This is a genomic window from Rhodococcus sp. BP-241 (assembly GCF_019836145.1).
Lineage (GTDB): Bacteria > Actinomycetota > Actinomycetes > Mycobacteriales > Mycobacteriaceae > Rhodococcoides.
In genome coordinates this window covers 38,390-61,753 of the sequence record NZ_JABUEI010000004.1, presented here as the reverse complement: position 1 = coordinate 61,753, position 23,364 = coordinate 38,390, and the positions used below count along the sequence as shown (strand labels likewise).

At 68.9% G+C, this 23,364-nt stretch carries 21 protein-coding genes; 12 read left to right on the top strand and 9 right to left on the bottom strand.

Going from position 1 to position 23,364, the window contains the following annotated elements:
- The first annotated feature begins 15 nt into the window (after window positions 1-15).
- From HQ308_RS09450 to HQ308_RS09440, 3 genes are read left to right on the top strand one after another with little or no spacing between them, the layout of a single operon-like run.
- A complete protein-coding gene (locus HQ308_RS09450; protein ID WP_231476397.1) occupies window positions 16-897 on the top strand; it encodes a MerR family transcriptional regulator in 882 nt (293 codons plus the stop codon).
- On the top strand, window positions 894-1,910 hold the full coding sequence (locus tag HQ308_RS09445) for an alpha/beta fold hydrolase (protein WP_261775936.1): 1,017 nt from the start codon (window positions 894-896) through the stop codon (window positions 1,908-1,910). The genes HQ308_RS09450 and HQ308_RS09445 overlap by 4 nt, the downstream gene beginning before the upstream one ends.
- Window positions 1,907-2,500, top strand: a complete 594-nt coding sequence (locus HQ308_RS09440; RefSeq protein ID WP_222631965.1) for a bifunctional 2-polyprenyl-6-hydroxyphenol methylase/3-demethylubiquinol 3-O-methyltransferase UbiG — start codon at window positions 1,907-1,909, stop codon at window positions 2,498-2,500. The genes HQ308_RS09445 and HQ308_RS09440 overlap by 4 nt, the downstream gene beginning before the upstream one ends.
- 13 nt (window positions 2,501-2,513) lie before the next feature.
- Here the strand turns inward: HQ308_RS09440 and purU are convergent, their stop codons facing one another.
- Window positions 2,514-3,404 carry a formyltetrahydrofolate deformylase gene (purU, locus tag HQ308_RS09435; protein WP_222646262.1) on the bottom strand — a complete coding sequence of 297 codons (891 nt, stop codon included), beginning with the start codon at window positions 3,402-3,404 and terminating at the stop codon, window positions 2,514-2,516.
- 75 nt (window positions 3,405-3,479) lie between these two features.
- On the opposite strand from purU, the gene deoC reads away from it, so the two are divergent.
- A complete protein-coding gene (deoC, locus tag HQ308_RS09430) occupies window positions 3,480-4,157 on the top strand; it encodes a deoxyribose-phosphate aldolase (RefSeq protein WP_222646261.1) in 678 nt (225 codons plus the stop codon).
- Here deoC and HQ308_RS09425 read toward each other — a convergent pair.
- Window positions 4,154-4,891 carry a DUF2993 domain-containing protein gene (locus tag HQ308_RS09425; RefSeq protein WP_027506333.1) on the bottom strand — a complete coding sequence of 246 codons (738 nt, stop codon included), beginning with the start codon at window positions 4,889-4,891 and terminating at the stop codon, window positions 4,154-4,156. The two genes, deoC and HQ308_RS09425, sit on opposite strands and share 4 nt — an antisense overlap.
- A gap of 114 nt (window positions 4,892-5,005) precedes the next feature.
- Here HQ308_RS09425 and HQ308_RS09420 point away from each other — a divergent pair, with 114 nt between their 5' ends.
- Window positions 5,006-5,581, top strand: a complete 576-nt coding sequence (locus tag HQ308_RS09420; RefSeq protein ID WP_222646260.1) for a hypothetical protein — start codon at window positions 5,006-5,008, stop codon at window positions 5,579-5,581.
- Window positions 5,582-5,596: 15 nt separating this feature from the next.
- Entirely contained in the window at window positions 5,597-7,669 is a 2,073-nt protein-coding gene (gene pabB / locus HQ308_RS09415) for an aminodeoxychorismate synthase component I (RefSeq protein WP_222646259.1), read from the top strand.
- Here pabB and HQ308_RS09410 read toward each other — a convergent pair.
- From HQ308_RS09410 to HQ308_RS09395, 4 genes are all read right to left on the bottom strand, one after another.
- Window positions 7,628-8,419: a class I SAM-dependent methyltransferase gene (locus HQ308_RS09410; RefSeq protein ID WP_374198526.1), complete on the bottom strand. Its 792-nt coding sequence runs from the start codon at window positions 8,417-8,419 to the stop codon at window positions 7,628-7,630. The genes pabB and HQ308_RS09410 overlap by 42 nt on opposite strands.
- A 54-nt stretch (window positions 8,420-8,473) precedes the next feature.
- Window positions 8,474-8,977, bottom strand: coding sequence for a DUF2505 domain-containing protein (locus HQ308_RS09405; protein ID WP_027506337.1), 504 nt, complete (start codon window positions 8,975-8,977; stop codon window positions 8,474-8,476).
- A gap of 22 nt (window positions 8,978-8,999) precedes the next feature.
- Window positions 9,000-9,518: a DUF2505 domain-containing protein gene (locus HQ308_RS09400; protein ID WP_056441577.1), complete on the bottom strand. Its 519-nt coding sequence runs from the start codon at window positions 9,516-9,518 to the stop codon at window positions 9,000-9,002.
- Between the two features lie 82 nt (window positions 9,519-9,600).
- Window positions 9,601-10,710: a beta-mannosidase gene (locus HQ308_RS09395; protein ID WP_261775935.1), complete on the bottom strand. Its 1,110-nt coding sequence runs from the start codon at window positions 10,708-10,710 to the stop codon at window positions 9,601-9,603.
- Between the two features lie 294 nt (window positions 10,711-11,004).
- Between HQ308_RS09395 and HQ308_RS09390 the strand changes: the two genes are divergently transcribed.
- The 4 genes from HQ308_RS09390 to HQ308_RS09375 are packed head-to-tail and all read left to right on the top strand — an operon-like array spanning window position 11,005 to window position 17,652.
- Window positions 11,005-13,035, top strand: coding sequence for a hypothetical protein (locus HQ308_RS09390; RefSeq protein WP_222646258.1), 2,031 nt, complete (start codon window positions 11,005-11,007; stop codon window positions 13,033-13,035).
- Entirely contained in the window at window positions 13,032-14,492 is a 1,461-nt protein-coding gene (locus HQ308_RS09385; RefSeq protein ID WP_222638061.1) for a hypothetical protein, read from the top strand. Before HQ308_RS09390 ends, HQ308_RS09385 begins: the two co-directional genes overlap by 4 nt.
- Entirely contained in the window at window positions 14,489-15,991 is a 1,503-nt protein-coding gene (locus HQ308_RS09380) for a glycosyltransferase (RefSeq protein ID WP_222646257.1), read from the top strand. Before HQ308_RS09385 ends, HQ308_RS09380 begins: the two co-directional genes overlap by 4 nt.
- Window positions 15,988-17,652 carry a glycosyltransferase family 39 protein gene (locus HQ308_RS09375; RefSeq protein WP_308115731.1) on the top strand — a complete coding sequence of 555 codons (1,665 nt, stop codon included), beginning with the start codon at window positions 15,988-15,990 and terminating at the stop codon, window positions 17,650-17,652. The genes HQ308_RS09380 and HQ308_RS09375 overlap by 4 nt, the downstream gene beginning before the upstream one ends.
- Before the next feature lie 8 nt (window positions 17,653-17,660).
- Here the strand turns inward: HQ308_RS09375 and HQ308_RS09370 are convergent, their stop codons facing one another.
- Window positions 17,661-19,244 carry a Rieske 2Fe-2S domain-containing protein gene (locus tag HQ308_RS09370; RefSeq protein ID WP_222646255.1) on the bottom strand — a complete coding sequence of 528 codons (1,584 nt, stop codon included), beginning with the start codon at window positions 19,242-19,244 and terminating at the stop codon, window positions 17,661-17,663.
- A gap of 103 nt (window positions 19,245-19,347) precedes the next feature.
- On the opposite strand from HQ308_RS09370, the gene HQ308_RS09365 reads away from it, so the two are divergent.
- Complete coding sequence (locus HQ308_RS09365) at window positions 19,348-20,436, top strand: UDP-N-acetylmuramate dehydrogenase (RefSeq protein WP_222646254.1); 1,089 nt, start codon at window positions 19,348-19,350, stop codon at window positions 20,434-20,436.
- Between the two features lie 37 nt (window positions 20,437-20,473).
- Window positions 20,474-21,655: an Ig-like domain-containing protein gene (locus tag HQ308_RS09360; protein ID WP_037186261.1), complete on the top strand. Its 1,182-nt coding sequence runs from the start codon at window positions 20,474-20,476 to the stop codon at window positions 21,653-21,655.
- A gap of 22 nt (window positions 21,656-21,677) precedes the next feature.
- Here HQ308_RS09360 and HQ308_RS09355 read toward each other — a convergent pair whose 3' ends face one another.
- Together HQ308_RS09355 and HQ308_RS09350 are read right to left on the bottom strand one after the other, a co-directional pair.
- Window positions 21,678-22,445, bottom strand: coding sequence for an SDR family NAD(P)-dependent oxidoreductase (locus HQ308_RS09355; protein ID WP_027506342.1), 768 nt, complete (start codon window positions 22,443-22,445; stop codon window positions 21,678-21,680).
- Between the two features lie 20 nt (window positions 22,446-22,465).
- On the bottom strand, window positions 22,466-23,353 hold the full coding sequence (locus HQ308_RS09350; protein WP_222646253.1) for a TauD/TfdA family dioxygenase: 888 nt from the start codon (window positions 23,351-23,353) through the stop codon (window positions 22,466-22,468).
- Window positions 23,354-23,364: the final 11 nt, after the last annotated feature.

Below are 23,364 nucleotides of genomic sequence, written 5' to 3'. Positions count from 1 at the left end.
GGTTAAGGTCTGAGGGTGCCGGACTCCCCACTCGACGATGCTCGCTCGCGTGATCCCCGGGATCTCCGCCGAGTCGGCCTGACCGAGTACCGGATCGACGACCTCGCCAGGGAAGCCGGCGTGAGCGTCCGCAACGTGCGCGTCTATCAGGACCGCGGTCTGCTGCCGCCCCCGCGCAAGGTGGGTCGGACGGGCTGGTACGACGAGTCGCACCTCGCTCGGCTGCAGATGATCTCGCGCATGCTCGACCGTGGCTACACCTTCGTCACCATCAGCGAACTCCTCACCGCGGCGCAGTACGGACTCCGCGTCGAGGACGTCCTGGGCACCGAGGATCCCGACGGCGCCGCCAACGTCGACCACCCGGCGCGGCTGACCCGCGACGAGATCGACACCATGTTCGACGGACGGATCAGCGACGACGATCTGACGCGTGCGGAAGCGCTCGACGTCTTCTCCCGCGACGGGGACGGCTACCGCATCGAGAACCCCGCCCTGGTCCGCGCGGCCAAGGTGCTGTTCGACGCGGGTCTCGCGCTGCCGGACATCCTGTCCCGCACCGAGCGCGTCCACCAGGACCTGACGAGCGTGTCCCAGCAGTTCGTGCGTCTGGTCGTCGACAGGTTCGTTCCGGGCGGCGCCGATCCGTTCACGCTCGACCCCAGCGAGCTCTCGGCCATGGCGGACCTCATCACCACCCTGCGTCCGCTGGCCAGCCGTGCCGTGCAGGCGCTCTTCTCCGAGACCATGGACGCCGAGATCGTGCACGCGATGGAGAAGGCGCTCAGCGGCGACGCCGCCACGGAGGACAGCGGCGACGCCGCCACGGCGGACACCGACGACAGTGACGGCAACGGCGCGAGCACCAGCTCGAGCAGCAGGACAGGAGACCGATGAACACTCGTGGTGCAGTGGTGACCGCTGCCGTGGCCGCGGTCGCGGTGGCCGGTGCAGCCTCGATCCGGGCGACTCGACGGGCGTCACCGCCCTCGGCGCGGATGGCGGACACCGATGTACTGCTGGCGCGTCCGGAGCTCACCCCACGGGTGCGCACGGTCGTCGCCGAGGACGGTGCCGCGCTGCACGTGCGCGAGTACGGCGACCCGGACGCCGCCCCGATCGTCCTCAGTCACGGATGGACCTGCTCCGCCGACTTCTGGGCGCCGCAGATCAACGACCTCGCCGGACGGTACCGCGTCGTCGTGTACGACCAGCGCGGGCACGGAGCCAGTGAGGTGGGGACCCGGCCACTCGGTGCCGACGTCCTGGGGGACGATCTCGCCGCGGTGCTCGACGCGACGGTCGACTCGGACACCAAGGCCGTCGTCGCCGGACACAGCATGGGCGGCATGTCCGTGATGAGTTGGGCGGCACAGTATCCCGCGCAGGTGCGCCACTACGTGAAGGCGATATTGCTGGCCAACACGGCCACCGACAGTCTGGTCCGCGAGACCACTGTCATCCCGTTGCCACCCGGTGTCGCTCAGGTGCCGGCGCGGGTGGCGTCGAGCGTGCTCGGATCGGCACTGCCCATCCCGTCGAGTCCGTTCTCCGCTCGTGCTCTGAAGTACGTGACGATGGGCGCCGAGTCCACTCCGGCGCAGGTGGCGTTCTGCGAACGCATCGTGCGCGAGTGCTCCCCTCGAACGCGGGGCATGTGGGGATCGGCGCTGTCCGCGTTGGACATTCACGACGCGCTGGAGAACATCGACGTCCCGACGTCGGTGATCGTCGGTACTCGCGACCGCCTGACGCCGCCGGTGCACGCCCGCAAGCTCGCCGATCAACTCTCCCGCGCCGGAGTGCTGGGCCGGTTCCTCGAACTCGACGGTGTCGGACACATGAGCTCGGTGGAATCGATCGCGGAGTTCGACTCCGAGCTGGTCCGGCTCGCGGAGCTGCCGGCATGAGCGACGACACCAGAGGGGACGCCTACACCGAGCGGCTGCGCGAGCTGCAGGGTGCGCGGTGGAAACGCGTTCTGCGCGTGCAGGCTCCGTATCAGTGGAACATTCGACGCCATCTCGCTGGGCGGCGCGTTCTCGACGTCGGCTGCGGCATCGGCCGGAATCTGCGCAACCTTCCCGCGGGCAGCGTCGGTGTCGATCACAACGTCGCGTCCGTCGAGTTCTGCCGCTCGCAGGGCATGACCGCGTACACACCCGAGGAGTTCCACGCCCTCGGCGACACGGGCTTCGACGGCATGCTCATGGCCCACCTGCTCGAGCACCTGCCGCCGGGCGCGGAGGGTGAGGTGCTGACGGAGTACCTGCCGTGTCTGCAGCCGGACTCCGTCGTCATGATCGTGTGCCCACAGGAAGTCGGGTTCGCCAGCGACCCGACGCACACGAGCTGGTTGGACGCCGCCGACCTGCTCGCCCTCTGCGCTGCCGCCGGCATCGAGCGCACGACGTCCGCCTCGTTCCCGTTCCCGCGTCCGGTGGGAAAGCTGTTCGTCTACAACGAGACCGTCGTGGTGGGTCGAACCCCAGCCGGCTGATACGACCAGCCGTCTAGTCGAACACCACTGTCTTGCGGCCGTGCACCAGCACACGGTCCTCGAGGTGCCAGCGCAGTCCGCGCGCGAGCACCATCTTCTCGATGTCCCGGCCCTGACGGACCATGTCGGCGACCGCGTCCGCATGGTCGATGCGGATGACGTCCTGCTCGATGATGGGTCCGGCATCGAGCTCGGCGGTGACGAAGTGGCACGTCGCGCCGATGAGCTTGACCCCTCGTGCGAACGCCTGGTGATACGGCCGGGCGCCGACGAACGACGGCAGGAAGCTGTGGTGGATGTTGATCGCGCGCCCGGACCAGTGCTCGCACAACGACTCCGGCAGCACCTGCATGAAGCGCGCCAGCACCACCGCGTCGGGGGAGTAGCCGTCGACGAGGTCGCGGAGCGCGTCGAAGGAGGTCCCGCGCTCGCTGGGGTGCTTGGGGAACGGAACATGGTGGAACTGCACACCGTGTGCGCGCGTGACGGATTCGAGATCGGGGTGGTTTCCGATGACCGCTTCGATGGTCGCCGGCAGTTCTCCGCCGGCGGCGCGCCCGAGCAGATCGTGGAGGCAGTGTCCCTCCTTGCTCACCAGGAGCACGACCTTCTTGCGCTCTCCGGAATCGTGAAGCGACCACTCGGATTCCGGGCCGATCTCCGCGGCGACCGCCGCGAACCGTGCGCGCAGCTCGTCGACTCCGATGTCGATCGACGAGGCCGCGACGGCCTGACGGGTGAAGAACCAGCCACTGTCCGCGTCGGCGTGATAGGCGGCCTCGACGATCGAGCCCCCGAGATCGGCCAGGAAGGTCGAGATGCGCGCGACGATGCCCGTGCGGTCGGGGCAGCCCAGGGTGAGGACGTAGCGGCGAGAGTCGGAACGTGGAGATTCGGGCGGCATGACCGCCATTGTCTCACTGACACCCGTCCCTTCCTGACCGATCCCGACCGGCCTCCGTCTGGAAAGGTGGAGCGCATGACAACCCTCACGCGCACCGACGTCGCCCGCATGGTCGATCACACTCTGCTCAAGCCCGAGGCGACGGTCGCCGACGTCCGGGCGCTCGTCGCGGAGGCGAAGGATCTGGGCGTCCTCGCGGTCTGCGTGTCGCCGTCGATGCTCCCGGTTCGTGACACGGGTGACCTGGTGGTCGCCGCGGTGGCGGGGTTCCCGTCCGGAAAGCACCACTCGTTGATCAAGGGTTCGGAGGCGCGTCTGGCGGTGCAGCACGGGGCGCGCGAGGTCGACATGGTGATCGACGTCGGCGCCGCGGTGGAGGGTGACTTCAACGCCGTCCTGGCGGACATCATCACCGTCCGGGAGGCGATGGGCGAGAACGCCGTCCTGAAGGTGATCATCGAGTCGGCGGCGCTGCTCGCGTCGGCGGACGGGGAGCGCGCGGTGATCGAGTGCTGCCGGGCGGCGGAGCGGGCCGGCGCGAACTATGTCAAGACGTCCACGGGGTTCCATCCCGCGGGTGGAGCGTCGACGGAGGCAGTGAGTCTGATGGCCCGCACCGTCGGTGGCCGCCTGGGTGTCAAGGCGTCGGGCGGCATCCGCGATGCGGACACCGCCCGAGCGATGATCGAGGCCGGCGCCACCCGACTGGGCCTGTCCGGGACCCGCAGCGTGTTGGACGGCTTCGCCGACTAGCAGGTGACCTGCTGCTGACCGCCCTGCGCGGCGGGGATCGTGTACTGGCCGCCGCTGAGGGTCATGTGGATCCCGGTGTCGGTCACCTCGAGGGCGTCCGGCGTCATGCCGAGCGGGTACGCCTGCAGGCTGTCCGTGAGCACCGAGACGACGCTGTCCGCGAGGTCGGTGGGAATGCCGATGCCGAGGATCGACGCGTCCGTGGTCTGGACCTCGATCGTGTCGCCCTGCACCACGGGCTTCACGGTGAGTTCCGCGAGTCCACCGACGATGGCGAACTTCAGCGTTCCGGCGGCGGGATCGCTGGTCACACCGGACACGACGCTGCCGACGCCCTGCTCCTGCAGGGTCGCGAGGATGCCGCCGGTCGACCACGTGACGTCGGCCGAACTGCTGCCGATCTGACCGGACGTGGTGTCCGTGGAGGTGAGGTCGACGTCGTTCACGGTCGCCTGGACCTGCATGTCCTGTGCGGGCCCGAACTTCGTGTCGTCGCTCGAGATGTCGACGGACGAGAACTTCTCGGTTGCGAGGGAGAACAGGACGGGCTGCAGGCCGAGGCCGACGTCGATCTGTGAGCCGAGTTCGCTCTCGAACTGGGTCGTGAGGCAGTTCTCGACGCGGTTGCGGGCATAGAACTCGCCGCCGACGAGTGCCGCGATGACGACGATGACCAGCACTCCGGCGATGAGAGGCACCCGGGAGCGTCGTCTGGGTGCGGTGTCGTGAGTCATGAGAGACAGTGTGGACGACATCTCTGAGGTTCCTCTGTGGACCGGCCGATCGGGTGCACGGCGACAGCGCCATTTCTCTGTGACGCGTGACACAACCACGTAGGCTCTTCGAGCATGGCGGGCGACGATGTGGCGGAACGTCTGGACGGCGTGGTCGCCGAACAGGACGGGTACTTCACCGCAGCTCACGCGCTCGATGCCGGGTATCTGCCGTGCGAGATCGAGGCGCACGTCGCCGACGGATCCTGGACGCGGGTCGAGACCGATCTGCTGCGGTTGTCGGACTGGCCGAGCCACGATCTCGAGGAGTACTCGAAGTGGTGCGTGTGGCTGGGCGCCACCGCGGTGATCTCCCACCAGAGCGCGGCCGAGCTGCACGGCATGGGCAGCCTGCACCCGCAGTTCGTCCACGTCCGGGTCAGTGGGACGGCCCGAGCGCACGACCAGCGCCTCGCGATCCATCGGGGACGCCTGACGGGCGCGGACATCGAGCTCTCCGGTGCCTTCCGCATGACGACGCCGGTCCGCACCGTGCTGGATCTCGCGGCGGGCGGCATCTCGCAGTTCACCCTCGACGAAGTGGTCGCCGACGGTCTGGTGCTCGGACGACTGGTCGTCGACGATCTCTTCGAGCAGGCTGTGGAGTGCGGTGACCGGGTGGCCGAGCGGGTGGAGACGGCGCTGCGCTGAGAGGATGTTCCTCTCATGCGCACGCTGCTGATCGACAATTACGACTCGTTCACCCACAACCTGGCCCAGTACCTGGAGCAGGTGTCCGGCACCGCCCCCATCGTCGTGCACAACGACGTGCCGTGGTCCTCCCTCCCGCTGGACCGGGTGGACGCCGTCGTCGTCTCGCCAGGCCCGGGCCGCCCGAGTCGCCCGGCCGACATGGGCGTCAGCAGCAGGGTGATCCGGGACGGTGGTCTGCCGCTTCTCGGGGTGTGTCTGGGGCATCAGGGCATCGCGGACAGCTGTGGTGGCGTCGTCGATCTGGCACCCGAGCCCATGCACGGCCGGATGTCCGACGTGCGGCACGACGGCACCGATCTCTTCGCCGGCCTGCCGTCGCCCCTGCGCGTGGTGCGGTATCACTCCCTCACCGTCACGGCCCTGCCCGACGAGCTCGAGGCGACGGCGTGGACCGACGACGGGGTGATGATGGCGCTGCGTCATCGGTCACGGCCGCTGTGGGGAGTGCAGTTCCATCCCGAGTCGATCGGCACGGAACGTGGACTGCAGGTGATCGCCAACTTTCTCGACCTCGCGCGGGACGCCCGCCCGAGCACCCACACCTCCGCGCCGACCGAGGCGCCGCGTGACCCGGTCGTGCGCGACCCCCGCTACCGGGTGCTCGTGCGCCGTCTCGACGTTCTGCCGGACCCCGAGGAGGTGGCGCGCCCACTCCGCGGACGGTCCACGTTCTGGCTCGACTCGAGCGCCGAGCTCGACGGCAGTGCCCGGTTCTCCTATCTCGGACCCGGTGACGGCCCACTGGCGGAGGACGTGTCGTACGACGTCGCCACCTCGTGCGTGACGACGACGACCGCCGACGGCACGACCGAGGAGACGGTCACGTCGTTCCTCGACCACCTCGGGGAACAGATCGCGGCGCGGGCCGTCGACCGGGTGCCCGCGGTGCCCTTCGACTTCGCCCTCGGCTACGTCGGTCACCTCGGCTACGAGCTCAAGGCCGAGACGGGCGGAGCGGCGGCGCATGCGTCGCCGACGGCCGATGCGCGAATGATGTTCGCGGACAGACTCATCGCACTCGACCACCGCGATCGGTGCACCTATCTGCTCACCCTCACACTCGTCGGTGGCGACGACACCGCGGCGCTCGGATGGTTGGACGAGACCGCCGCGGCCGTGACCGCGATGCCCCGCTCGGAGCGCGGTCGCCCGGCCGTGTCCGACACCCCCCTCGGCGCGCTGCCGTCGGTGACCGACACCCGGCACGACGACGGCGCGTATCGCGCGGCGATCGCGGACTGCCTGGAGCAGATCACGATGGGGGAGAGCTACGAGATCTGTCTGACCAACGAGATGAGCGTGCCGTTCGACGGCGACGCCGCCGACCTCTACCTCGCGGTGCGGCGCGCCAGTCCCGCCCCGTACGCGGCGTACCTGCGTTTCCCCGGGCTGGCGATACTCAGCGCGTCACCGGAGCGCTTCCTGCGGATCACGGCGTCGGGCGTCGTGGACTCCAAGCCCATCAAGGGAACTCGGGCTCGCGGGCGCACGCCGGCGGAGGACGCGGCCGCGCGCCTCGACCTGGCGACGAGCGAGAAGGACCGCGCCGAGAACGTCATGATCGTCGATCTCGTCCGCAACGACCTGAATCAGGTGTGCGTGCCCGGGTCGGTGCACGTGCCGGTGCTCTTCGACGTGGAGAGCCACACCCATGTGCACCAACTGGTCTCGACGGTCGAGGGTCGGGTGCGCCCGGGGCTCTCGGCCGTCGACTGTGTGCGCGCGGCGTTCCCGGGCGGATCGATGACCGGCGCCCCGAAGCGCCGCACGATGGAGATCATCGACCGCCTCGAGGGCGGGCCGCGCGGCGTGTACTCCGGTGCGCTGGGCTGGTTCTCGCTCACCGGCGCGGCGGACCTGTCCATCGTCATCCGGACCGTGGTGCTCGCGGACGGCCGGGCGTCGGTGGGAACGGGTGGCGCCGTCGTCTCGCTGTCCGACCCGCAGGACGAGGTGGACGAGATGCACCTCAAGGCCGACGCGCTACTGCGTGTCCTCGGCGGGAGCGACGGCCGACCACGGTAATGCGAGCACGTTGTCCCGCAGTCGTCGGCGCGGCACGGTGACCGGAAGTCCCTGTGCCGCCAGGGCTGTCAGCGCCGCACGCCACCGCACGCGGGGTCCGAACGGTGCCAGCGGCGCCGCCACGTCCCACGCCCGATCGGCCGCCCGCAGCACCTCGTGCACGCGCTCGCCCGCGACGTTGCGGTGGATCAGGACCTTCGGCAGCCGCTCCGCGATGTCCGACGGCCGCTCCACCGTGAACGGATCCCACGCGATGGTCAGACTGCGCGGTCCCGACGCGTCCACGGTGACCCACGTGGCCCGACGCCCCAGTTCGTCGCACGTGCCGTCGACGAGGAGGCCGCCGTCCGCGAGAGCGGAGGTGATGCGTGCCCACGCACCCGGTACCGCGTCCTCGGGATACTGACGCAGCACGTTGAACGCGCGCACCAGGTGTGGCCGCAGTCCCGCGAGTTCGAAGCCGCCGCGGCGGAAGGAGATACCGTCCCGATCGGGGACGACGCGGGACGGCTCGATCTCCAGCCCGACGACGGCGACGTCCGCACGGACGGTGCGCAGCCGCGCGGCCAACTCCAGAGTGGTGACCGGACTGGCGCCGTAGCCCAGGTCGACGACCAGGGGACGCGTCGCGCCGCGGAGCAACGCTCGGACGTCGGGATCGTGCACCAGTCGGCGATCACTGCGCCGCAGCCGGTTGATGTTGGTCGTCCCGCGAGTGACCACACCCTCCGGACCGATCCGGGAGATCACAGTGCCCAGCAGTTCGTTCCGCTCATCCCGACCGGCCTCCGGCCTACCCGCCGGTCAGGCGTTCTTCGTGAGCCAGTCGTGCGTGACCTCGCCCTCGCCCCGCCACAGATCGACGAGGTTGACGAGCATCAACTGTTCGAGCTTTCCGCCGATGAAGGGGATGTACACCTTGGCCTCGGACGTGGTGCGCAACGTGGAGCCGGCCTCGGTGGCGAAGAGGGACGTCGTGCCGGTGAGGCTGCCCGGGCCGGCGGGAATCGACGCGTCGTACTTCCCGGCGGTGGTCTCCGAGTACGCGTCGTGATGGATGTTGCGGGTGATGACCATGTCCTTCTTCATCACCGCCTGCGCGACGTCGGGCAGCGTGTCGCGCGGAATGATGTGCCGCATGACCACGTCGACACCGTCCGCCGTGACCTCGAAGCGCGTGAGCTCGTTCTCCGAGTACTTGCGCAGCTCCTCGATCACCGCGTCCCAGTAGTCACGCGTCGTCAGCGCCCCGTACACCTGCTCTGTGGTGAACGGGAGACGAGCCGAGTAGTTCATGCGACGTGCCATGGTCGATGAGATTACCGGTGAGTCAGAGGTGCTCCGGCGCCCAGGTGTCGGTGAACTCCTGCTCGGCGTCGATCAGCGCGAGAACCTGCTCGATGACCGCCTGCTCGATCTTGCCGCCGAAGATCGGCACCTTGACCTCGGCCTGACCCGTCGCCGTCAGGCTCGATGCGGAGCCCTTCGAGCGCAGTGCCAGGGTGCCCGTGATGGACGCCGGGGCGCCCTCGACCTTGGCCTCGAAGGTGCCCGAGGCACCCTGCGCGTCGAGAGAACCCCAGGACTCGGTCCGGTGGATGATCAGATCGCCCGGGCGGATGCTGGTGATGGCGCCGGGCAGGAACTCCTCCGCGATGGCCTGGGTCATCGACACCGACACCGTGCGGCTGTCCGCGTCGTCGCCTGCGACGGTCACGTCGTTCAGCTGTGCCTTGGGGCCGCCGACGGCCTCGAGCCGATCGGTCCAGTACTGCTCGGTGGTGAGGGCGGCGTGGACGTCGGACGCGGCGAGCGTGGACGGGACCGTGTGATCGAACCTGCGTGGCATGAGCTGAGATTAGCCTGTGGCACGTCGTTCGAACCTCGAGCCCGGATCTCGACAGTCATGACCTCGACGCGGGGAGCGGGGGTCAGCCGGAGCCGAGTCGTGTGACGGTCGACCAGAGCGGATCGTCGTAGCCGATGTCGAAGGTGCACTCGCCCGGTCGTGGATCGGGAACGAACGCCCAGAGCAGGAATCCGGCGGTGCCCGCCGCGCGCTGGCCGGACACCTTGGTCTCGATGTTCTCGGCCCGGTGATCCAGTGAGGAGCAGGATCCTGCGTTCTGACCGATTTCCCCCATCAGCAGCGGTTTTCCCACCTCCGATGCCTGTGCGAGACGGCGTTCGAGCCCGTTCCACCGATCACCGGGAAGCGGCACGCCGTCCGCACCGTAATCGTGATATTGGACGATGTCGACGTACGGCGACGCGGCGATGTCGCGGTACTCGTCGCCCTGAGTGCCGCACTGGCCACCGCCGGTCAGACCGGCCGTGATCGGCGTGGAGTCGTCGAGAGAGCGGATCAGCGCCCCGGTGTCGTCGACGAAACGACGCAGCACCGACGCGGCGTCGGCGGGGCACGTCCGGTCGGTCCAGTCGCAGGACTCCCCGCAGACACCCGGTTCCGGTTCGCCGACCACCTCCCAGGCCGCGAGCGCCGCGTCCCCGCGCCAGCGGTCGACCGCCCGCGTCACCCACTCCTCGAAGCTGACCACAGCGCGGGCGTCGGCGACGTCCCGCCACCCTTCCGCGTACCAGTAGCGGTCCTTGAACTGCTCGTCCTCGCACGCGCCGTCCTGGGCGGCGAGCACGGGTATGACCAGTTGGCCGTGTGTCCGGGCGGCGTCCATGACAGCGTCCAGCGGGGCGAAGTTCAGCGTGCCCGTGGTGCGGTCGATCGCGAGTGCCTGGAAGGCGTCGAATCGGGTGACGGAGCGTGGCGGCAGTGCGGCGAAGTATCGGTCGAGATCGACCATCGCCCCACATCCCTGATTGACCGACCAGTCCGTCGCCAGTTGATAGGCATTGAATCCGGACGGCCACCAGGGTCGGCCGTCGAGTGTCAGACCGTCGGCCGATGCCGCGACGCGCGCCGAGGTCTGCGGCGGTGCCGCGACGGAAGGGACGGCCTGTGCGCAACTCGTCAGGAGGAGAACCACGACCACGGCCGCGCGCAGCACGGCGCCTGCGGATGACATTGCGACACTGTATCTCCGGACGTGTCCACGGAAATGGCGACGCGGCACGCGACGGGCGCCCTGTTCGGGGTGTCACAACCGGGTCGATCGACGACTTTTCTGCCATTCTCGAATCACACGGTTCGTATCGTTGTTCGGCGCGTGTCGTAATACCGTTGCGACACTGTGAATTCCGTACGGCAACCATTACGGCGCCGGCGCGAGAATACGGGCGGTCTCGTTTATGATCGACCGAATTCGCCCTTCTGTGCGGTTTCCGTTCCCCATCGTTCTCGAGAAAGACGTGCTGCGCCGATGCGTGTGGTTCTCAGTCGTCGACGCGCCGTTGCCGCGTCCGTCGTCGCGGTCTCCCTGCTTCTCACCTCCCCCGGTCCGGCCGTCGCGCAGGAGGACTCGGAACCCGCGCCGGTGTCGACGCCTCTGAGCTTCGGAGCGATGGGGCTCGGCGGCTCCATCGCTCTCTCCGGTCAGCGCGGATCCGCCGTCGTCACCGTGCCGGTGCCGCCCGGGACGGTTCCCGCCACGCTGCGGGGCACCGTCGAGGTCCCGGCCGGACTCGAGCGCGGGTGGCTGGACGTCACGCACCGCGGCCGAATCGTGGGGCGGGTCGATCTGCCCACCGGAGTGCCCACCGCCCCGGTCGAGGTTCCTCTGACCGGTCTCGACGTCGTGGACGACACCGTGACCCTCGAGATGGCGACCACCGTGGTGCCGTCGGCCGGCTACTGCCTCGACTCCCGTGAGTCGTCGACCGTGCGGCTCCAGGAACCCGTGATGGACGTCGTCGGAACGCCCGCGAATCCCACGGTCGTGGCCGATTTCCTCCCGCCCGTGCTGTCCGGACTGCGGATCTTCGTGCCGGACGAGCCCACCGCGGACCAGTCCACCGCCGCACTCACCCTGGCCACCTCGGTGGTCGACTTCTACGGTTCGCAGCCCGTTCGAGTGACCGTCGTCCCGGCGAGCGCGCTCGGGGTCGCGGCCCCCGACGGCCTGTTCGAGCGATCGGTCGTGCTCACGCAGAACACCGATCCCGACGCCCGTCTGATCTACCCCGAGACTCCCGGCGCACCGCCGCAGCTGTTCGTCTCGGGTGACGGGGCCACCCTCGTCGATCAGATCGCGCTGCTGACCAGCGACGTGTCCGCGCTCGCTGTCTCGACCCGAGTGTCGGCCGGCGCCGCCCGCGAACAACCCACCCTCGCCGCGGACTCGATGACTCTCCGCGACATGTCGCTCGGCCCACTGACGGCGTCGGGGTCCGGCGAGGTGACGGTGGCCGTCCCGGTCGATCAGACGCGCCTGGGACGGGCGGCGTCGAATCTGCGTGTGCACGTCCTGGGCGACTACACCCCGCTGTCCTCGGAGATAGCGGGTGCACTCCGGATCTCCGTCGGCTCGAACGATCTGGTCACCTGGCCCGCCGACGACACCGGGAGAATCGATCAGTGGGTCGACGTCCCCGCGGACCTGGTCGACCGGGTGACGTCACTGGACGTCGCCATGCAGACCTCGGGTAACGGGGACGCGTGCTCCACGGGCGGGTCGCTGACCCTGACCGTCGACGGCGGTACGACGATCGAGAGCTCGGGTGGAACGCCGGACGCACGCGGCTTCGCCTCCGTCCCGCAGGCGCTCATGCCGACCGTGGACGTCGCACTGGCGCAGCAGGATCTGCCGAACACCGTCCGCGCCGCGACCCTCCTGACCGGACTGCAGCGGTTGTCGGCTCGCGCGTTGTCGCCGGCCGTGGTTCCCGTGGAGCAGCTGCTGACCGGTTCGGGTCCGGGGTTGCTGGTGGCGCCCGACGGTGTCGACGATCTCGGTGTCGATTCCGAGCTGACCTTGCCGCTCGCCACGACCGGGACCAGCATCCTGACCCTGCGCGACGCGGCGGGTGAGACCGACAGCGCTCAGGTGACCGTCGACAGCGACGTACCGTTCGCCTCCGTGCAGGTGGCCCGCGACGACGACCGGACCCTGCTCGTGGCCACGGCGTCCGACCCTGTCCAACTCGACGGCCTGGTGAACTGGCTGGGTGAGGACCCGACACGCTGGGATCGCCTGACCGGCGACGTGGTGCTCGGTGCAGGCGAGCGGGAACCGGTGTCGCTGTCGTCGTCCGCCGACGTGGCGGAGGCGGAGCCGGTGGCCGCCGGATCGACCGCCCCCACCGGCGTCACGGCGATCCTGGTGGCGGGGCTGGTCGCCTTGCTCGTCGGGGTGGGCGCGGCGGTGCTCGTGTACGTGCGAAGTCGAGGTCGCCAGGACGAGGTGCCGCCGACGAGACCCGACGTGAGCGGCGGCCCGTCGGAGACACCGTGACACGACCGGTCCGCACTCTCGCGCTGCGGTGGGCGGTGCTCGTCGTGTGCGTCGGGTTCGCGTTCGCTCCGACCTGGATCCGTCTCGCCGAGGAGGCGCGCAGCGGCGCCGTCACCGCCTACGTCTTCGTCTTCCCCGTTCTCGCCGTGGTCGCGGGGCAGGGGATAGCCCGTCGACGCGAAGGAGAGCTGCCGATCCACGACCGCCAGACCGATCTCATCGTGGGCGGTATCGGTGCACTGCTGTCCCTCGCGGTCCAGGCCCTGTGGCTCCCGCGGTACTCGGATCAATATGCGCTGTTGCACATCGACGTCGCGGCCGTCGTGCTGTTCACGCTCAGCGGCGCGATCATGCTCTTCGGTCTGCGGCCGGTGGGTCGTTTCTGGCCGATCCTGCTGCTCGCCTTCGCCATGTCACCGGTGCTCTACCGTCTCGTCGCGGTGTCGATGGGCGGCAGCCGTTTCGCCTACGGCATGGTCCTCGTGCTCGTCGCGGGAGTCGCCGGTGCCATCGCGGTGGGACGGACCCGAGGGCGTGCAGCGCTCGGGTTCCTCACCACCGTGGCTGTCGGCGCCGCCGTGCTGCGGCTGCTGCTGTTCCTGGATCCGACGATCGACATCGTCGCGCTGCAACTGATCCCGACCGTCGGCGCCGCGGCCTCGACGGGGACCCTGTTCTATTTCCTCGCTCGGCGCGGACGGTCGAAGCGGGTGCTCGGCCGCCCGGTCGGTGCGCCGTCGGTGAAGACCACACGATCGGCCGTGGTCACGCTCGTGGTCGTCGCGGTCGCGCTGGTCACCAGACCGCTGCCCGCCCCGCCGCCGCCCGTGGACACGGTCGGTCCGTCCGGAGCCGTCGCGGCCGCGCTGGCCGTGCCCACCGGATGGCGGCTCATCGACGACGAGTCGTATCCGTGGGTCCGGTCGTACTTCGGACAGAGCGCGTCCCTCGTGCGTCAGGAACTGCAGGCGGCGGTGGCGACGCCGGAGTGGGACGTGCGCGGGCGCCCGCGCACCGTCGTCGTGGACACGCTGACCACCACGAACGCCGCGACGCTCGCCGTCTACCCGGAGCGGACGCTCTACCGCCTGGCGAGCACGCGCACCAGCACGGCGCTGCCCGTCGAGCTCGGGCACGGCGTGACGGCCTCGCTCTACACCTCGGTGGACGACACGCTGCTGCTCACCTGGACCAAGCTCGTCTTCGACTGGGTGCGCGACGGTGTCTTCCAGCGGATCACCGCGATCAGCGTGGACAACCACGAGCCGGGCGCGGAGTTCCCCGAACCCACCCCGTCCATGGCATCGAACCTCTCGGCGGTGTTCGCGGTCTTCCTGCGAGGCAACACCATCGTCGGGGACGACGACCCCGACTTCGACGATCGAGGTCTGCTGGCATCGGTGGGCGCGTCCCTGGTCGACGCCCAGTTCCCCGCCGGCGCGGAGGATCCCCGGTGACAGCCGAGATCGGTAGGGCGCGACCGCCGCGGATCGGTACCGAGACCGCCGAGTTCCGCGCCGCCGCACTGGAGGACGCGATCGACGGTCTCGCGCGCCGGGACCCTCTGGCCTCCGCCGCGGTGGCGTTCGTCCCGTGGCAGCGCAACCTCGGGCTGGGCTTCCTCGTGGTGGTCGTGGCGGCTCTCGTCCTCGCGCCGATCGCCACACTCGTGGCCGTCAGCGTCGTCTGCACGCTCGGGTACATCGCGATGATGGTGGACCGGGTACTGCTCTTCGTGCGCGGTCTCGACGCCTCGGCCATCGTCACGATCACCGACGCCGAGGCGCTCGCCGTGCCCGACGACGACCTGCCGGAATACACCATTCTCGTCCCGGCGTACGACGAACCGGAGGTGGTGGGCGATCTGATCGCCGCCATGACCGCGCTGGACTATCCCCCGGAGAAGCTGCAGGTCCTCCTGTTGCTCGAGGAGGACGACGACGTCACCATCGAGGCGGCCAGGCGTGCCGGCGTCAGTCGGGTGGTGGAGGTCGTGCTCGTTCCCGCCGGTGATCCCCGGACCAAGCCCAAGGCCTGCAACTACGGCCTGCACTTCGCCACCGGCACCATCGTGACGATCTTCGACGCCGAGGATCTCCCCGAACCGCTGCAGCTGCGGCGCGTCGTGGCGGCCTTCGCGAGGCTGCCGTCGACGGTGGCGTGCGTGCAGGCGAAGCTGGCCTTCCACAACGGATCTCAGAATCTGCTCACCGGCTGGTTCACCGCCGACTACGCACTGTGGTTCGGGTACCTGCTGCCCGGTCTCATGAAGAGTCGATCGCCGATCCCGTTGGGTGGCACGTCGAATCATCTGCGTGCCGACGTCATCGCCGAGGTGGGTGCCTGGGACGGTTTCAACGTGACCGAGGACGCCGATCTCGGTGTGCGCATCGCAGCGTCCGGATACTCCACCGCTGTCCTCGACTCGACCACCCTCGAGGAGGCCAACAGCGATCCCATCAACTGGGTGCGGCAGCGATCCCGTTGGTACAAGGGCTATCTGCAGACCTGGCTGGTGCACATGCGACGTCCGCGCCGGACCGTGCGCGCTCTCGGCTGGGTGGGCACCTATCGGTTCACTCTGCTGCTCGCCGGCACGCCCGTCACCGCCTGCATCAACATGGTGTTCTGGTTCACCACCGCAGCCTGGATCCTGGGTCAGCCGAGTGTGATCGTGGCACTGTTCCCGCCGTACATCTACTACTTCTCGCTCGTCTCGCTGATACTTGGCAACGTCGCCACCATCTACATGTATCTCGTCGCGAGTCGGGAGAGCGGCAATGCCTACCTGCTGGTCCCGAGCCTCACCATGCCGCTCTACTGGGTGATGATGAGTGTCGCTGCACTGAAGGGATGTTGGCAGCTGCTGCGGAATCCGTCCTACTGGGAGAAGACCTTCCACGGGCTATCGACACCAGCGAAGGACGCCGCGCTCACCGAGGACACGCCGCAGTGAACGCGCGCGGACCGTCGACGGCGCTCCGGTGGTTCACGTGCGTCGCCGCCGCCTACGGGCTCGTGGGAGCAGTCCTGTCGCTGCGCTTCGGGTATCTGCTGGGCGATGCCCTCAGCCGGACGTACGCCGCGCAGGCGGTGCTGCACAGCCGGGATCCGCACGTGTCGGCCATCGGCTTCGTCTTCACGCCGTTGACAGCGCTGCTGCAGCTCCCCGTGGTCGCGTTCTCGGACCTGCTGCCCGTCATCACCCGGTGGAACCTCTCCGGCATCGCGGTGTCCGCCGTGTTCATGGCGGGCGCGGTGACGACGGTGCGCGGGATCTGTCTGGATCGCGGATGCGGTCCCGTCCAGACCACTGCTCTCACACTGGTGTTCGCGGTGAATCCGATGATCGTGTTCTACGGTGCGAACGGTATGAGCGAGGCCGTCTTCCTGTTCTTCCTCTGCTGGACCGCGCGCCGCCTGCTGCGCTGGATCAGCACCGACGACGTCCACGATCTACTCGTCGCCGGAATCGCCCTCGCACTGGCGTATCTCACGCGCTACGACGCGGTCGCGGCCATCGCGGCGGCGGCCTTCCTCGTCTTCGGCGTGACCCTGTGGCGCCGGGGCCGTTCGCACTGGCGGGAGATGCGTCGACAAGCAGCGCTCGATGCGGTGTTGGTGGCGGGGCCGGGTCTGATCGCGTTCCTGGTGTGGGCGGCGATCAGTTGGATCATCACCGGGCAGGCGTTCGCTCAGTTCTCCTCGACGTACGGCAACGCGGCGATCCTCGCGCAGTCCGGTGGGCCCACCGGGGACCCGATCGGCAACGCGGCATACGTGGCCACTGCCGTCCTCGCGTTGGGACCGGCGATTCCGCTGCTGCTGCCGACCGTGGCCGGACTGTCCTGGCGGCGACGCGACCTCGAATTCCTCGTGGCCCCGGCCTTGTTCGGCGCGGTTCTCGCTTTCCAGGCACTCACCTACATCGGCGGATCGACGTTCGGGTTCCTGCGCTTCTTCATCGCTGCGATCCCGCTGGCACTCGTCGGGTGCATCCAGGTGCTGTCCGCACGCGGCGCCGTCCCGAGCCGCCGTCCCGGAACGTTCGCACACTCGCGGCGCCGAGCCGAGGCGCCCACGGATCGCACCCGGTTCCGCCGCATCGTGGCGACGGGCACGGTGATCCTGTGCGTGGGGTCCCTGCCCGTGACCACCTATGTGCTCCTGCAGCCGTCGCTGTCACCGCAGCAGTACGCGCTGGGCCAGTTGCTGAGTCGGCAGAGATCGGACGAGGCGCAGCGGATCATCGCGTCGTTCTCGACGGAGCGAGGCCTGGCCGACAATCTGGACGCGCAGGATCTGCCCGACGGTTCGGTTCTGGTGGACTCCGTCTACGGTTTCGCGATCGTCGCGGCGTCACGTCACCCGAAGCAGTTCGTGGTGCCCTCCGACGAGGACTTCACGACCGTTCTCAACGATCCCGCCGAGGCGGGTGTGCGGCTGATGCTCACGGTGCCGAACAGTGGCCGCGGCGAGTCCGATGCGCTGAATCGCCGTTACCCCACGATCTGGGAGAACGGCGCCGAAGTCGGGTCGCTCGTGGTCGAGGTACCCAACGACGGTGCGGACCAACCTGTCTGGCGCATCTACCGGGTTCTCGGTGTGGCCGACTGACCGTCGGGTCAGGCGCGCTCTGCCCGCAGCGGGTGGCCCTTCGACGTGAGGCACTTGCCCGTCTCGAGGTTCCAGTCCCAGCCGTGCAGATTGCACGTGAGCGTGGTGCCCTCGATGACACCGAACTTCGACAGATCCGCCTTGAGATGCGGGCAGCGCCGCTGGATCTCCCAGCCGTCCTTGACGATGGTGGCCGTGTCGTCGTGTGCCTCGGCGAACCAGCCGTCCGCGTAGGCGATGCGCTCGTCGGTGAGGCACTTGAAGAACGTGTACAGGAACTCGTTGTAGCCACCGACCCGCTTCGCGCGGAACCGCGTCGACAAGAAGATCGAGTTGACCCAGTCGGACTCGCCGTCCCGCAGCACCGTGCGGACCAGCTCGGCCGGGATCTCGAACGTGTAGCGGAACTTCTCGTCCTGGATCGGTTCGCGGACGATCCGCTTCGGAAAATCGAGCACCACTCTGTCGGCAGCCACCGGAGGTCGACCGGCCTCCGGCCTGCCCGTCAGATTCAGCTCCACCGGGTAGCCGATGCCGTCGGAGATCTGGTCGGTCTGCGCCATGATCGGCTCGAACAGTGCGCGCAACGGCCCTAGCAGCGGCTCGCCCGCCGCGGTCGCCCACGATGCCTTCTCGGCCGCGATGACGTCGGCCTGGCGCTGCGCGTACGCCTCGATGTAGTCGGCCTTGCCGGTGGTGAAGATGGCCTCCACCTCGTCGGTGGGCAGCGGGTGCGCCAGCTCGTTCAGGTCGGAACCCGAGAAGTCCGCCGTGGTTCCCGGCATCATCAGCAGGCCCTTGTCGTGGCCGTGGCGGCGCATCTGGTCGAGGAACACCATCTGGTCGGGGAAGATGTTCGCCGGATCGCCGTAGACGTCGTTGAGCGAGCGCAGCTCGTCGTCGAGGAAGCACGGGGGACCTGCGGACGGAATGACCCACGTGGCGCCGACCTGCTCGATGTACTGCCGACACCGGTCCATCTGACGCTGCCGCTTCTGCGTCCCGAACGCGTCCTTGGCGCGCTGCGGCATGTCGTAGACCATCGGGTACCAGATGGCGCCGGAGTACTGCAGCATGTGGACGTCGATGTGTCCGAAGGCCTCGGTCATCATGTCTAGGTCGACCGGCCGGGCGTCGTTCATGTTGAACGCGGTGGTCTCACCGTCGCTCACCACCAGACCCGAGTCGCCGATGGGTCCGTCGGCAGGAGCGCGCAGCGCCACGATCATGACGTCGAGGTCGCCCTTGGGGCCGGACACCGTGTGCTTGACCGAGTCGGTCGTCTCGAAGAACGTGGTGAAACCGAGCTTCTCCAGCTCCGTGCGCAGGTCCGGCACCGGGTAGTCGGGGAGCAGCACGACCGCGTCCTTGCTGACGTGCTTCGCCAGGTGCTTCGGATCGAAGTGGTCCTTGTGCAGATGCGAGACGTACAGGTAGTCGCAGTTGCCGAGCTCGTCCCAGTCGAGCTGGGAGTTGTCGGGGAACGGGAACCAGGACGTGAAGTACGCCGGGTTGACCCACGGATCGCACAGGATGGACCCCGCAGACGTCTGGATGTGAAATCCCGCGTGTCCGACACTGGTGACCTGCACGTGAATCCTCCCGAAATATGGAACCTGGTTCGGTGACCATGGTAGGCGTGCACACCCGGTGCTCACGACGAGGTGGGGGCAGCGCCGGGTAGCGTTCACCCCCGTGACGAGCAGTCCCCTCCAGTCCGCGACGGCTCCGGAGACCGGCGATCCCGGCTCCGCGACGGCCGCGCACCGCCCCGTGTCCTTCGCCGACCTCACCACGATCCACGTCGGTGGCCCCGTCGGACGTCTCGTCGAGGCGACCACCTCGCAGGAGCTCGTCGACGCCGTACGCAGCGCCGACGCGGCCGGAACTCCGGTGCTCGTCATCGGCGGCGGCTCGAACCTGCTGGTCGGAGACGCCGGTTTCGACGGCACCGTCGTCCGCGTCGCGACGTCCGGGCTCCGGGTCGAGGGCACCAGGATGCACGTGGACGCCGGAGTCGAGTGGGATCTGGTCGTCCGCACCGCGCTCGATCACGGGCTCGCCGGCATCGAGGCACTCTCCGGCATCCCGGGCAGCACCGGCGGAACGCCCGTGCAGAACGTCGGCGCGTACGGCGCCTCCACCTCGGACTGGCTCGAGTCGGTGACGGTGCTCGACCGGGAGAGCGGGGAGGTCGAGGTGTGGGACAACGCACGCTGCGGCTTCGGCTCGCACCGGTCGTCGGCCTTCAAGTACACCGATCGCTACGTCGTGGTGGATGTCACGTTCGCGCTCCGACGCAGCGACGAGTCGGCACCGGTGCGTTACGCGGCGCTCGCCGAGCGGCTCGGCGTGCGCATCGGAGAGAGCGTCTCGGCGCGCGAGGTGCGCGATGCCGTGATCGCTCTGCGGACCGATCGCGGCATGGTGTGGGACGAGGCGGAGCACGACTCGTGGAGTGTCGGGTCCTTCTTCCTGAACCCGATCGTGTCGTCCGTACCGCCCGAGGCACTCGGATCGCCGCAGTTCACGGACCCGAAGGGCATCAAGCTCAGTGCTGCCTGGCTCATCGAGCACGCCGGGTTCTCCCGCGGGTACGGCGAGCGCGTCGGCACCGGACGGGCCACCCTCTCCACCCGCCACGTCCTGGCCGTCACCAACCGGGGCGGCGCGAGTGCAGCGGACGTCACCGCCCTCGCGTCGCACGTGCGCGCGGGTGTGCAGGAGAAGTACGGCATCACGCTGATCCCCGAGTGCCGCCTGGTGAACTGCACGCTCGACTGATCGGTCTGTTGCCACAGGTAACGTCGTCCCCGTGAAGATGCAGGGGAGAACACCGTACGCAGCCGTCCTGGCCGTGCTGGCACTCGTGATCGCGCTGGTCGCGGGGTGCTCCGGCACACCCGGGTCCTCGGAGAGCGCCGCGCCGACCACCGAGGCCGCGCCCGTGGCGGCGGTGACCTACGCACCGGCGGCCGGTGCGACCGACGTCTCACCCACCGCTCCGATCTCCGTCTCGGTCGCGAACGGCACCTTCGAGGCCGTGTCGCTCACCACCGCCGACGGCCGCGCCGTCGCGGGAACGCTGGACCCGGCGAAGACGACGTTCACCGTCACCGAGCCCCTCGGGTACGACGCGGTCTACACGTGGGCAGGGACGGCAGTCGGCAGCGACGGCAAGCCGGTGCCGGTCGAGGGCACTCTCGGCACGGTGGCACCGCAGTCGATCACGTCGGTCTCCACCAACATCGGTGACGGCCAGGAGGTCGGTGTCGCGGCGCCGATCATCCTGAAGTTCGACGACGCGATCGTCGACAAGAAGGCGGTCGAGAAGGCGCTGACGGTGACCACGAACCCGCCGACGGCCGGCTCGTGGGCCTGGCTGCCCGACGACGGCGGGTCCCGCGTGCACTGGCGTCCGCAGAACTACTGGGCCCCCGGCACCACCGTCGACGTGTCGGCGAAGCTCTACGGCGTGAACTACGGCGGCGGCGCCTACGGCGACTCGGACGTCACGGTGAACTTCACCATCGGTCGGAGCCAGGTCGTCGTCGCCGATGCGACCAGCCACCGCATGCAGGTGGTGCGCGACGGCCAGACCGTCATGGACATCCCGGTGAGTTACGGCGAGGGCAACGAGGATCGCAACGTCACGCGCAGCGGCATCCACGTCGTCACCGAGAAGTACGAGGACTTCCTGATGTCCAACCCGCCGTACTACGAGAACGTGCGGGAACGGTGGGCCACCCGCATCTCGAACAACGGCGAGTTCATCCACGCCAATCCGCTGACCACGGGAGTACAGGGCTCGTCCAACGTGACCAACGGCTGCATCAACCTCTCCACCGAGGATGCGCAGACGTACTTCCAGATGGCCGTCTACGGTGACCCCGTCGAGGTCACCGGCACGCGCATCGATCTCTCGGCGGCGGACGGCGACATCTACGACTGGGCGATCGACTGGCCCACATGGCAGAGCATGAGCGCCCTGACTGCCGCGTGAGAGTTGGGCTGCCGCGTGAGAATCAGGTCCGGCGGCTGAAACGGCCGTTCGGGGCCTGATCGCGCGGGCGCACGACGATGGTGTCGAGGTTCACGTGCGAGGGGCGGGACGCCACGAAGCCGATGACCTCGGCGATGTCGGCGGCCACCAACGGGTCGATGCCCTCGTAGACCTTCGCGGCCTTCTCCTCGTCACCGTCGAAGCGGACGAGGGAGAACTCCGTCTCCACCGCGCCCGGAGCGATCTCGGTCAGACGCACGGGCGTGCCCAGCAATTCGCCGCGGAGCGTCCGGTGCAGCACGCCCTGTGCGTGCTTGGCCGTGGTGTACCCGGCGCCGTTGTCGTACGTCTCGAAGGCGGCGATGGACGTGATGGTCACGACGAGACCGTTGCCGGACTCGATCAGTTTGGGCAGCAGCGCCTTGGTCATGCGCAGCGTGCCGACGACGTTGGTCTCCCACATCCACTGCCAGTCGTCGAGGTCCGCCTCGAGGATCGGGGCGAGGCCCTTCGCGCCGCCCGCGTTGTTCACCAGGACGTCCACACGCGGCAGCACCGAGGTGAAGGCCGCGACGGAGTCCTCGTCGGTCACGTCGAGGGCGAGGGCGGTGCCGTCGATCTCCTCGGCCAGTGCCTCGAGGCGGTCGACGCGGCGGGCGCCCACGACCACGTGATAGCCGCCGGCGGCGAGTGTCCGCGCGGTGGCGGCGCCGATCCCGGAGCTGGCTCCGGTGACGACGGCGGTGGGGCGGTCGGTCTGGGTCGACGGTGTCGTCGGAACGCTGGTCATGGGAACCAGGCTAGATCGCGTCAGCTCGCGATCGCGCTGTAGCCCGACGCGTCGCCGGCGACGACGCGCGAGTACTCGCCCTGCACGCTGACGGGAACGTCGCCCGCGAGGGTGATGCGCTCGAGGCGGCGGTACTGGTCGTCGTAGTCGGAGACGGCGTAGTGCTGGGTCGACCGGTTGTCCCAGATGGCGATGTCGCCGAGCTCCCACGACCACCGGATGCTGTTCTCCAGGCGGGTCACCCGGTCCTGCAGCAGCTCGAAGAGTGCGCGGAACTCCTTGGAGGAGAGGCCCGGGAACGACTTGGCGAAGTGGCCCAGCAGGATAGCGCGCTTCCCCGTCTCGGGATGCACGCGCACCACGGGATGCTCGACCTCGAAGTACTCGCTGCGGAACTCCGCGCGGTAGCGCTCGGCCGTCGACGTGACGGACTTCTCGGCAGCGGTCGCCGCGTAGTCGTAGATGTTGGTGTGCACGGCCCACAGCGACTCCGCGAGGGCCTTCATCGCGGGCGGCAGCTGCTCGTAGCCGGCGGTCGCCGACGCCCACGTGGTGGTGCCGCCGTACGGGGGCAGGTGCACGGCCCGCAGGATCGACGCCTTCGGCACGCGGTCGACGAACGTCACGTCCGTGTGCCAGCTGTCCGCCTTGTCGTACGTGGAATCGATGGCGAGAGTGCGGGTTCCACGCGACCGGACCGTGGGGTGCGGGGTGGTGGGGATCCCGAGTCGCTCGGCGAACGCGTACTGCGCCTTCTCGTCCACGTGATGCTGGCCGCGGAAGAACACGACCTCGTGCTCGAGCAGCGCCTCGTTGATCTCGTGCACGATCTCGTCGGGGAGATCGCCGCCGATCTGCACGTCGTCGATGCGTGCGCCGATGTTCGCGCCCAGTTTCACGGTCTTCATGGGCTCACTGT

Bases quoted from the DNA above. Each gene is read 5' to 3' on its own strand.
- HQ308_RS09445 (WP_261775936.1), top strand. From the start codon at position 894: ATGAACACTCGTGGTGCAGTGGTGACCGCTGCCGTGGCCGCGGTCGCG.
- HQ308_RS09440 (WP_222631965.1), top strand. From the start codon at position 1,907: ATGAGCGACGACACCAGAGGGGACGCCTACACCGAGCGGCTGCGCGAG.
- purU (WP_222646262.1), bottom strand. From the start codon at position 3,404: ATGCCGCCCGAATCTCCACGTTCCGACTCTCGCCGCTACGTCCTCACC.
- deoC (WP_222646261.1), top strand. From the start codon at position 3,480: ATGACAACCCTCACGCGCACCGACGTCGCCCGCATGGTCGATCACACT.
- HQ308_RS09425 (WP_027506333.1), bottom strand. From the start codon at position 4,891: ATGACTCACGACACCGCACCCAGACGACGCTCCCGGGTGCCTCTCATC.
- HQ308_RS09420 (WP_222646260.1), top strand. From the start codon at position 5,006: ATGGCGGGCGACGATGTGGCGGAACGTCTGGACGGCGTGGTCGCCGAA.
- pabB (WP_222646259.1), top strand. From the start codon at position 5,597: ATGCGCACGCTGCTGATCGACAATTACGACTCGTTCACCCACAACCTG.
- HQ308_RS09405 (WP_027506337.1), bottom strand. From the start codon at position 8,977: ATGGCACGTCGCATGAACTACTCGGCTCGTCTCCCGTTCACCACAGAG.
- HQ308_RS09400 (WP_056441577.1), bottom strand. From the start codon at position 9,518: ATGCCACGCAGGTTCGATCACACGGTCCCGTCCACGCTCGCCGCGTCC.
- HQ308_RS09395 (WP_261775935.1), bottom strand. From the start codon at position 10,710: ATGTCATCCGCAGGCGCCGTGCTGCGCGCGGCCGTGGTCGTGGTTCTC.
- HQ308_RS09390 (WP_222646258.1), top strand. From the start codon at position 11,005: ATGCGTGTGGTTCTCAGTCGTCGACGCGCCGTTGCCGCGTCCGTCGTC.
- HQ308_RS09360 (WP_037186261.1), top strand. From the start codon at position 20,474: ATGCAGGGGAGAACACCGTACGCAGCCGTCCTGGCCGTGCTGGCACTC.
- HQ308_RS09355 (WP_027506342.1), bottom strand. From the start codon at position 22,445: ATGACCAGCGTTCCGACGACACCGTCGACCCAGACCGACCGCCCCACC.
- HQ308_RS09350 (WP_222646253.1), bottom strand. From the start codon at position 23,353: ATGAAGACCGTGAAACTGGGCGCGAACATCGGCGCACGCATCGACGAC.